The organism is Acidovorax sp. KPB24-03 (assembly GCF_057546605.1).
Genome location: NZ_BAAJYR010000145.1, coordinates 1 through 9,030, shown reverse-complemented (window position 1 = coordinate 9,030; position 9,030 = coordinate 1). Strand labels below are relative to the sequence as shown.

General features: G+C 69.3%; 6 protein-coding genes. 4 read left to right on the top strand and 2 right to left on the bottom strand.

Annotation, left to right across the window (positions count from 1 at the left end):
- The 4 genes from AC27KI_RS15000 to AC27KI_RS14985 all read left to right on the top strand — a co-directional run.
- Positions 1-522 (top strand): chloride channel protein (locus AC27KI_RS15000; RefSeq protein WP_487114524.1); only part of this gene is annotated, 522 nt, incomplete at its 5' end.
- Positions 523-572: 50 nt separating this feature from the next.
- Positions 573-1,055 carry a C40 family peptidase gene (locus AC27KI_RS14995; protein ID WP_284397350.1) on the top strand — a complete coding sequence of 161 codons (483 nt, stop codon included), beginning with the start codon at positions 573-575 and terminating at the stop codon, positions 1,053-1,055.
- Positions 1,056-1,100: 45 nt separating this feature from the next.
- Entirely contained in the window at positions 1,101-2,216 is a 1,116-nt protein-coding gene (locus tag AC27KI_RS14990) for a 3-deoxy-7-phosphoheptulonate synthase (RefSeq protein ID WP_487089827.1), read from the top strand.
- Between the two features lie 123 nt (positions 2,217-2,339).
- Positions 2,340-6,842 (top strand): EAL domain-containing protein, encoded by a 4,503-nt coding sequence (locus AC27KI_RS14985; protein ID WP_487114522.1) that lies wholly within the window; start codon positions 2,340-2,342, stop codon positions 6,840-6,842.
- A gap of 966 nt (positions 6,843-7,808) precedes the next feature.
- Here the strand turns inward: AC27KI_RS14985 and AC27KI_RS14980 are convergent.
- Positions 7,809-8,390, bottom strand: coding sequence for an acyloxyacyl hydrolase (locus AC27KI_RS14980; protein ID WP_284397338.1), 582 nt, complete (start codon positions 8,388-8,390; stop codon positions 7,809-7,811).
- A 177-nt stretch (positions 8,391-8,567) separates the two neighbouring features.
- Positions 8,568-9,030 (bottom strand): Spy/CpxP family protein refolding chaperone (locus AC27KI_RS14975; protein ID WP_487114520.1); only part of this gene is annotated, 463 nt, incomplete at its 5' end.

The following is a 9,030-nucleotide window of genomic DNA, read 5'->3' as shown; positions in this document are numbered from 1 at the left end:
GGTTCCCCGGTGCGCTTCGCGGCGGCGGGCGGGCTGGCGGTGGCGGTGATCGGCCTGGCCACGGGCGGCGCCACGTTCGGCGCCGGCTCCGAGGCGGTCAAGCACATGCTGGAGGGGCAGGCCGATGTCCCGGCGTTCTATGTCACGCTGAAATTCATCTCCACCTGGCTCACGGCCTGGTGCGGCGTGCCCGGCGGCTTCTTCGCGCCGGCGCTGTCGATCGGCGCGGGGGTGGGGCACAACATCTCGCTGCTGACCGGCGCGGACATCGCCCCGGCCCTGATCGCCATGGGCATGGCGGCCTTCCTGGCGGCGGTCACGCAGGCGCCGCTCACGGCCTTCATCATCGTGATGGAGATGGTGGACGGCCATGCCATGGTGCTGAGCCTGATGGCCTCGGCCATGCTGGCCAGCCTGGTGTCGCGCATGCTGGTGCGCCCGCTGTACGAAACGCTGGCGGAACACCTGCTGCACAAGGCGGGCGCGGGGCCGGCGGCACCCGCGGACGCATCGCCCCGCTGACATCCACGCTCGCGCGCCTGGTGCCGCAGCACATCCGTTACCCTCGGCGCATGCGTGCCTCCCTCTGCCTTGCACTGTTGTCCGCCGCCTTGCTGCTGGCCGGCTGCGGCACCACGCCACAGCCGCGTTCGCCGCGCACCAGCGTGACGTATTCGCAGCTGTCGCCCGACCAGTCGAGCGACATCGCCATCCATGCGCTGGGGCTGGTGGGCACGCCGTACCGCTATGGCGGCAACACGCCCGAAGGCGGATTCGACTGCAGCGGCCTCATCGGCTATGTGTACAAGAGCCGCGCGGGCATCGCCCCGCCGCGCACCGTGGCGCAGCTGAGCGACTTCGGGCTGCCGGTGGACAGCGGCGACCTGCGCACGGGCGACCTGGTGGTGTTCGGCGCGGGGCGGCCGACGCATGCGGGCATCTACGTGGGCGAGGGCCGCTTCGTGCACGCGCCCTCCACCGGCGGCGAGGTGCGGATGGACCGGCTCGATTCGCGCTACTGGTCACGGCAGAAAACCGCCTTCCGCCGGCCCTGAGCGGGGCCGAGGGGCAGCGGCGGGCGGCGCGCGACAATCGCCGCCATGACGACCCCAGCCACCCCCCACGTGCACCGCACCGCCACCCCGCTCTCCACCCACGACACGACCCGCATCGACGACACGCGCATCAAGGCCGTGCGCCCGCTGATCACGCCTGCGCTGCTGCAGGAATGGCTGCCCACGCCGCCCGGCGCGCTGCAGCTGGTCGAGACCAGCCGCGCGGCGATCTCGCGCGTGCTGCACGGCCAGGACGACCGGCTCGTCGTGGTGGTGGGACCCTGCTCGATCCACGACCACGGGCAGGCCATGGAATACGCCCGCCAGCTCAAAACGCAGGCCGATGCGCTGTCGCAGGACCTGCTGGTCGTGATGCGCGTGTACTTCGAGAAGCCCCGCACCACCGTCGGCTGGAAGGGCTACATCAACGACCCGCACCTGGACGGCAGCTTCGCCATCAACGAGGGGCTGGAGATGGCCCGCGCGCTGCTCCTGGACATCCTGGCGCTGGGCCTGCCGGTGGGCACCGAATTCCTGGACCTGCTCAGCCCGCAGTTCATCAGCGACCTGGTGAGCTGGGGCGCGATCGGGGCGCGCACCACCGAAAGCCAGAGCCACCGCCAGCTGGCCAGCGGCCTGTCGTGCCCGGTGGGCTTCAAGAACGGCACCGACGGCGGCGTGAAGGTGGCCAGCGACGCCATCCTGGCGGCCCAGGCGCCGCATGCCTTCATGGGCATGACCAAGATGGGCCAGTCCGCCATCTTCGAGACGCGCGGCAACAACGACTGCCATGTGATCCTGCGCGGCGGCAAGCAGCCCAACTACGCGGCGCCGTCCGTGGACGCCGCCTGCCAGCTGCTGCAGGCGGCGGGGCTGCGCGGGCAGGTGATGGTCGACGTCTCGCACGCCAACAGCAGCAAGCAGCACAGCCGCCAGATCGACGTGGCGGCCGATGTTGCCGGGCAGGTGGCCGGCGGCGACCGCCGCATCGTGGGCCTGATGATCGAGAGCCACCTGCAGGAAGGCCGGCAGGACATCGTCGCTGGCCAGCCCCTGGCGCAGGGCGTATCGGTGACCGACGCCTGCATCAGCATGGCGCAGACAGTGCCGGTGCTACAGGGCCTGGCCCAGGCGGTGCGCGAACGGCGCCAGGCCCGATAGGCCAGGAAGCAACACCGGCCGGCGCAGCGCCGGTGTAGCATTCACCGTTACTTTTTGTAGTCATTTGCCGCCGCAGATCCCGATCCGCCCGAATCCCATGCAGGTGCTGTCGCCTACCGACCCATGCCCACGGTCACTTTCCCGTCCGCTGGCCTTTTGAGCGTGCCGCCCAAGGCTGCGCCCGTGGGCAAACGCCTGGAGGCGCTGCGTGCCTGCGCGGTGCTGGACACCCCGGCGGAGGAGGCGTTCGATCAGCTGACCCGGCTGGCCGCCCGCCTGTGCGGCATGCCCATGGCGGCGATCGGTTTCATCGACCAGGGGCGCGAGTGGTTCAAGGCCAGCACCGGCATCGAACTGCAGTCGCTGGATGCGGCCCACCCGCTGTGCGCCCTGGCGGTGGACGGCCGGGTGGTGCAGGTGCAGGACACCCACGCCCATTCCACGCTGCGCCGCCATCCGCTGGTGATCGCCGGGCCGCGCGTGCGCGCCGTGGCCTGCATGCCGCTGATCACCGCGGAGAAATGGGTGCTGGGCGCCGTGGTGGTGATGTCCACCGAGCCGTGCGTGCTGCAACCGCCCCAGCTCGAATCGTTGCGCGCGGTGGCCGGTCAGGCCATCGCCCTGCTGGAGTTGCGCCGCAGCCAGCGCAACCAGGCGCGCATGGCCACCGAGCGGGCAGCCAGCGACGAGCGCTTTCACCTGGTGGCGCGCGCCACGGCCGACGCCATCTGGGACTGGAACCTGCACGACGACTCCATGTGGTGGAACGAGGGCATGCAGACGCTGTTCGGTGTGCCCATGCAGACCCTGCCGCACGACAGCACGTCGTGGACGCTGCGCCTGCACCCGGAAGACAGCGACGCGGTGCTGGAGAGCATCCACGCGGCGATCGAGGGCACGGCCAAGCACTGGGCCGAGGAATACCGCTTTCGCCGCTACGACGGCAGCTACGCCTGGGTGCAGGATCGCGGCTTCGTGATCCGCGACGCCGAAGGCCATGCGATCCGCATGGTGGGCGGCATGACCGACATCAGCGCGCAAAAGGACAGCGCGCTGCAGGCCAAGGACGAGGCCCGCACCCACGCCGAGCTGGTGCGCGTGCAGCAGAAGATTTCGTCGCTCGAACTGTCCATGGACGAGGTGCTGCAGCTGGTGGCCCGCACCGCGATGGAACTGTCCGATGCCGGCGGTGCGATGGTGGTGATGCGCGAAGGCGACAAAGCCCGGGTGCAGGCCAGCACCGGCATGCGCGCCGTGCCGCTGAACGACGTGCGCCCGCTGGAAGGCTACGAGCTGTGGCACCGCATCGACGCGGGCGAGACCGTCTGCAGCCAGCCGGCCGTCGCGCAGGCCATGCCCTCGGCCGCCCTGTGCGAGCCGGGGCCGGTGGCCTTCATCGCGGCGCCGGTGCGCGCGGGCGACGCGGTGGTGGGCATGCTCAAGGTCAACGGCGACCCGCTGGCGTCGTTCTCGCAGCGCCACCTGGCGCACGTGCAGATCCTGGCCGAGTCGCTGGGCGCCGTGGTGCAGCTGCGGCGCTATGCCGCGCAACTGCACGCGTCAGAGCAGCAATACCGCCTGCTGTTCGATGCGCACCCGCAGCCCATGTGGGTGTACGAGCTGGGCACCCTGCGCATCCTGGCCGTCAACCGGGCCATGGTGCGCCAGTACGGGTACAGCGAGGCGGAACTGCTGTGCATGACCACGCCTGACCTGTGGCCCCAGGACAACCGCGAAGCCCGCATACGGGAAGCGCACACCATTCCCCACAATGCCCGGCGTGACGCCGTGCACCGGCGCCACCGCAAGAAGGACGGCACGGTGATCGACACCGAGGTGTATGCCGGGGGCATCGAATTCAACGGCGTGCCCGCACGCCAGGTGCTGGCCACCGACGTCACGCAGCGCATGCGCCTCGAACGGGAGCTGGCGCGGGTGGGCAGCATCCAGCGGCTGCTGGCCGCCTGCAACGAATCCCTGGTGCGCGCGACCTCCGAGGCCGACCTGCTGCGCGAGGTCTGCCGCATCGCCACGGACGTGGGCGGCTACCGGATGGCCTGGGTCGGCATGGTGCGCGACGATGCGCGCCAGAGCATCGAGCCCGTGGCCTGGAGCGGCCACCACAGCGACCACTATGCGGAGACACTGCAGCTGAGCTGGTCGGCCGACCAGCCGGGCGGCCAGGGCCCGGCCGGGCTGGCGGTGCGCAGCGGCCGCCCGGTGATCGTGCGCGACATCCGGCTCGACCCGACGTTCGCCAGCTGGACCGAGCGCATGCTGCGGCAAGGCCTGCATTCGGTGATCAGCCTGCCGCTGCGCAACGCCGAGCGCTCGTTCGGCCTGCTGTACCTCTACCCGCCCGAAGTGCTGGAGATCGGCTCCGAGGAGACCGAGCTGCTGCAGCAGCTGGCCAACGACCTGGCCTTCGGCATCGAGAGCCTGCGCACCCGCCAGGACCAGCAGCGCCTGCAGAGCGTGGTGCTCAAGGCCGCCGCTGCCATCTCGGCCAGCACCGGGACCGAATTCTTCAAGCAGCTGGCCAGCAACATGGCGGATGCGCTGGGCGCACAGGCCGGCTGCGTGACGCGGTTGCTGCCGCCGGTGGAGGGACAGCCGCCGCGCGCCATCACGCTCTCGCGCGTGCAGGACGGCGTGGTGCAGCCCAATGCCGAGTATTCGCTGGAGGGCACGCCCAGCCTGCGGCTGGCGACCGAGGCGGAATACGTGGTCACATCCGGCGTCTGCGAGCTGTACCCGCGCTCACCCGTCGCGGCGCTGGGCGCCCAAAGCTACGTGGGCCAGCAGCTGCGCGACGCCGAGGGGCGGCCCATCGGGCTGATCTTCGTGATCTTCCGCGAGCCGCTGGAGCGGCCGGCGCTGGTCTCCTCGACCTTGCGCATCTTCGCGGCGCGCGCCACCGCCGAAATGGCCCGCCAGGCATCGGACGCCCACATCCGGCGCCAGGCCTCGCTGCTGGACAAGGCCCGCGACGCCATCATCGTGCGCGACCTGGAGCACCGCATCACGTTCTGGAACCAGGGCGCGGAACGCATGTACGGCTGGTCGCAGGCGCAGGTGCTGAGCCGCACCATCGACACGCTGCTCTACCAGAACGCCACCGAATTCCTGCGCGCCACCGAGGCCACCCTGGCCCAGGGCGAGTGGACGGGCGAGATCGTGCAGTTCCACCAGGACGGGCATGCGATCGACGTGGAAGGCCGCTGGACCCTGGTGCGCGACGAGGGCGGCCAGCCCGAATCCATCCTGGCCATCCACACCGACATCGGCCACCGCAAGGCCACCGAGCGCGAGATCCAGCGCCTGGCGTTCTTCGACTCGCTCACCGGCCTGCCCAACCGCATGCTGCTCATGGACCGCATGCACCAGGCCCTGGCCACGGCGCAGCGCCAGCGCCAGGGCGGGGCGCTGCTGTTCATCGACCTGGACAACTTCAAGACGCTGAACGACACGCTCGGCCACGACAAGGGCGACCTGCTGCTGCAGCAGGTGGCGCAGCGGCTGAACACCTGCGTGCGCACCGTCGATACCGTGGCGCGGCTGGGCGGCGACGAGTTCGTGGTGATGATCGAGGCGCTCAGCCCCCGGCCCGACGAACTGGCCGTGAGCGCCCGCGTGGTGGGCGAGAAGATCCTGTCGGTGCTGAGCGCCCCCTATGCCCTGGACGGCTACCAGTACCGCAGCACGCCCAGCATCGGCGTCGCCCCGTTCACCGACGGCCAGTCCACCGTGGGCGAGTTGCTCAAGCAGGCGGACCTGGCCATGTACCAGGCCAAGACCGCCGGCCGCAACACCCTGCGCTTTTTCGACCCCGGCATGCAGGCCGTGGTGACGGCCCGGGCCGCGCTGGAAGACGACCTGCGCACGGCGATCGCCCGCGAGGAATTCCTGCTGCACTACCAGCCCCAGGTGGACACGATGAACCGCGTGGTCGGGGTGGAGGCGCTGGTGCGCTGGCCGCACGCCAAGCGGGGCATGGTGCCGCCAGGCGATTTCATCCCCCTGGCCGAGGAAACCGGCCTCGTGCTGCCCCTGGGCCGCTGGGTGCTGCACACCGCCTGCACCTTGCTGGCCAGCTGGCAGGACGAGCCCTACCTGTCGCACCTCACCATGGCGGTGAACGTGAGCTCGCGCCAGTTCCACCACGCGGGCTTCGTGGACGACGTGGTGCGTGCGCTGGTGTTCACCGGGGCGCCGGCCGACCAGCTCAAGCTGGAGCTGACCGAAAGCCTCTTCGTGGACGACATGGAAACCACCATCGCCACCATGTCGGCGCTGCGCGCCCATGGGGTGGGTTTCTCGCTGGACGACTTCGGCACCGGCTACTCCTCCCTGAGCTACCTCAAGCGCATGCCACTGGACCAGCTCAAGATCGACCAGAGCTTCGTGCGCGACCTGCTCAGCGATCCCAACGATGCGGCCATCGTGGACACCATCATCGCGCTCTCGCGCAGCCTGGGCCTGAACGTCATCGCCGAAGGCGTCGAGACCGGCGCCCAGCGCAACCGCCTGGCCCAGGCGGGCTGCCAGCTCTACCAGGGCTATTTCTTCAGCCGGCCGCTGCCGGCCGACGTGCTCGAGCGCTTCCTGCGGAACGCGCCCGTCTGATCTTTTTCCTCTGACAGCCCCCGGCAGGCCCCTGCCGGGCGGCTGGGCGGCCTTCCACGCGCCGGGTGTCCCCTCCCCCTGCCTCCGCTGTGCCGAAGGCCCCTGGCGCCTTCCTGCGCCACGCGCGTCTCGTTCTGCCACACCTCCTCGCCATCCGGGGCGGGCCGCGGGCGACGGTTTTTTCTGTCTTCTCCTTAATGTCTTTATCAATCCATAGTAGTCGTAGTAAGCACGGCCTCCAACTGTGGACAACTGCATTTTTCCGTTGCGGATCAACGGACTTGCGATGCCGTGAACCTTGTGGGCGGCACCCGGCTCCCGCTGTCGCGGCGGCGGGGACAAAACCGGCGCATCGCATTTCGCTGTGGACAAGTGGCCGGTTGTGCGGGAAATATCCACAGACTTGTTCCCGTGGCCGCCCTTTTTCGCTCATTGGCGCGAAAGCGGCCCCCTTCCGTGCGATGTCGCCAGGTCCGATATCTGCCGACCATGGATCGGGCGCAGCCCGTCGATCGGACGGCAAGGCGTTCGCCCCTTTCTTCTTTTTCTTTCCCTTCCCTTTTTCTTTTCCCACGGCGGGCGGGATGCCTTCGTTTTGCGCCGGGCCCGGGTGACGTCGGGCAAGGAGCGCGGCGGTCGGTTTTCGGCGGCCCGGAGGTTCCTTGTTATTCCATTAAAGGTTCTATCAATACATAGCAGTAGTAGTAGAGGAGCCCCGTTTCTGTGGACAAGGCCGATTTCCTCAACGCTGCCAAGCACTTGGATGGTCGCAAACCCTGTGGCGCTGGCCGGGTGAACCGGCATGCCGGGCGACAACAACTTCGGCGCCTCGGCGTCTTCTGTGGATAACCCATGGGTTGCTCCGGAAATGTCCCCAGGCTTGTCCACAATGCGCCCCGGATCGGCATCTGCCAAAGAAAAAGGGCCCCGAAGGGCCCTTGTTGGCATGGATGAAACAGGCAGGGATCAGAAGTGGTACGCGTAGCGCAGCTGCACGAAGTTCTCGCCCGGGTTGGGCTTCTTGATGCCCGCGTTGGACAGGTGCTGAACCCTCAGCACGATCTCGTGCTGGCGCTGCGCGCCCAGGCTGTAGCCCACGCCCAGGTGGGAACCGAAGTTGTAGCGGGTGCTGAACTCCTTGTCGGGGGTGTGGTACTTGCGGTCGGCATACGTGATGCCGACGCCCCCTTCCCAGAACCAGTTGGCGCGGCCGTTGTCGGGGCGCAGGCGGAAGGTGGGGGTGAAGCCGACCACGGTCAGGTCGCCCGAGCCATTGACCCCGTTGTACGACCAGCGGCTGGCGGAAATGTCCCAGTAGCCGCGCACTTCATGGCCCCACAGCTCGCTCTGCCAGTTCCAGGGCAGCGTCACACCCACGGCGGCGGAATCGGTCTGGTGTTCTGCCCAGCCGCCTTGCACGTAGACGGACGGGCTGGTGCCCGAAGGCTGGGCGTGAACGGCGCCTGCGCCGGCGACGCAGGCCAGCGCCAGGAAAAAAGCGTTCCCGCGCAGCAGGGCGCGGGAACGCAGGAGGTGGGTGATCGGCATGGAAATTCCCTCGATGGAATGACTGTGGGTTTGCACAACGTGTGTAACCCACTGTATTCCGCCCATCGGGGGGGTGCGTTGTAGGCAGTCGCCTCAACCGTACTGATCGGTCGGGATCTGACCGGGGGGGTATGCAGAGATATCCAGACTGCGCGCAAACCCTCCCGGACCGGTCGCTTACTGCGGCGCGGGTGCGGGCACCGGCGGCACGGCCGGGCGTTCGCCGCGCGGGCCGCCGTGGCGTCCGTCCTTGCCGCGTTCACCATCGCGTGGGCCGCCCATGCCAGGGTGGCGGTGCATGCGGCGGCTTTCCTGGTCGAAGGTCTTTTGCTGCGCCGGGGTCAGCGTGGCGTAGAAGGCCTTGGTGGCTTCATCGCGGCGGTCGGCCTCCGCGCTGTGCTGGGCGCGCATGGCCCGCATGCGGTCGATGCGCTCGGGCGTGGTCAGCTGGTCGAGGCCCTTGGGATCGAGCCGCGCGCCGCGCTCCTGCGGCTGCATCGCGGCCTTGAAGGTGTCCCAGGCGGGCTGCTGGGCCGGGGTGAGCTGCAGCTTTTGCTGCAGGGCGTTGGCGCGCTGCTCCATGTGCGCCTTGCGCTGCTCGGGGCTGGGCATGCGGTGGCGCGGGCCGTCCTGCGACGGG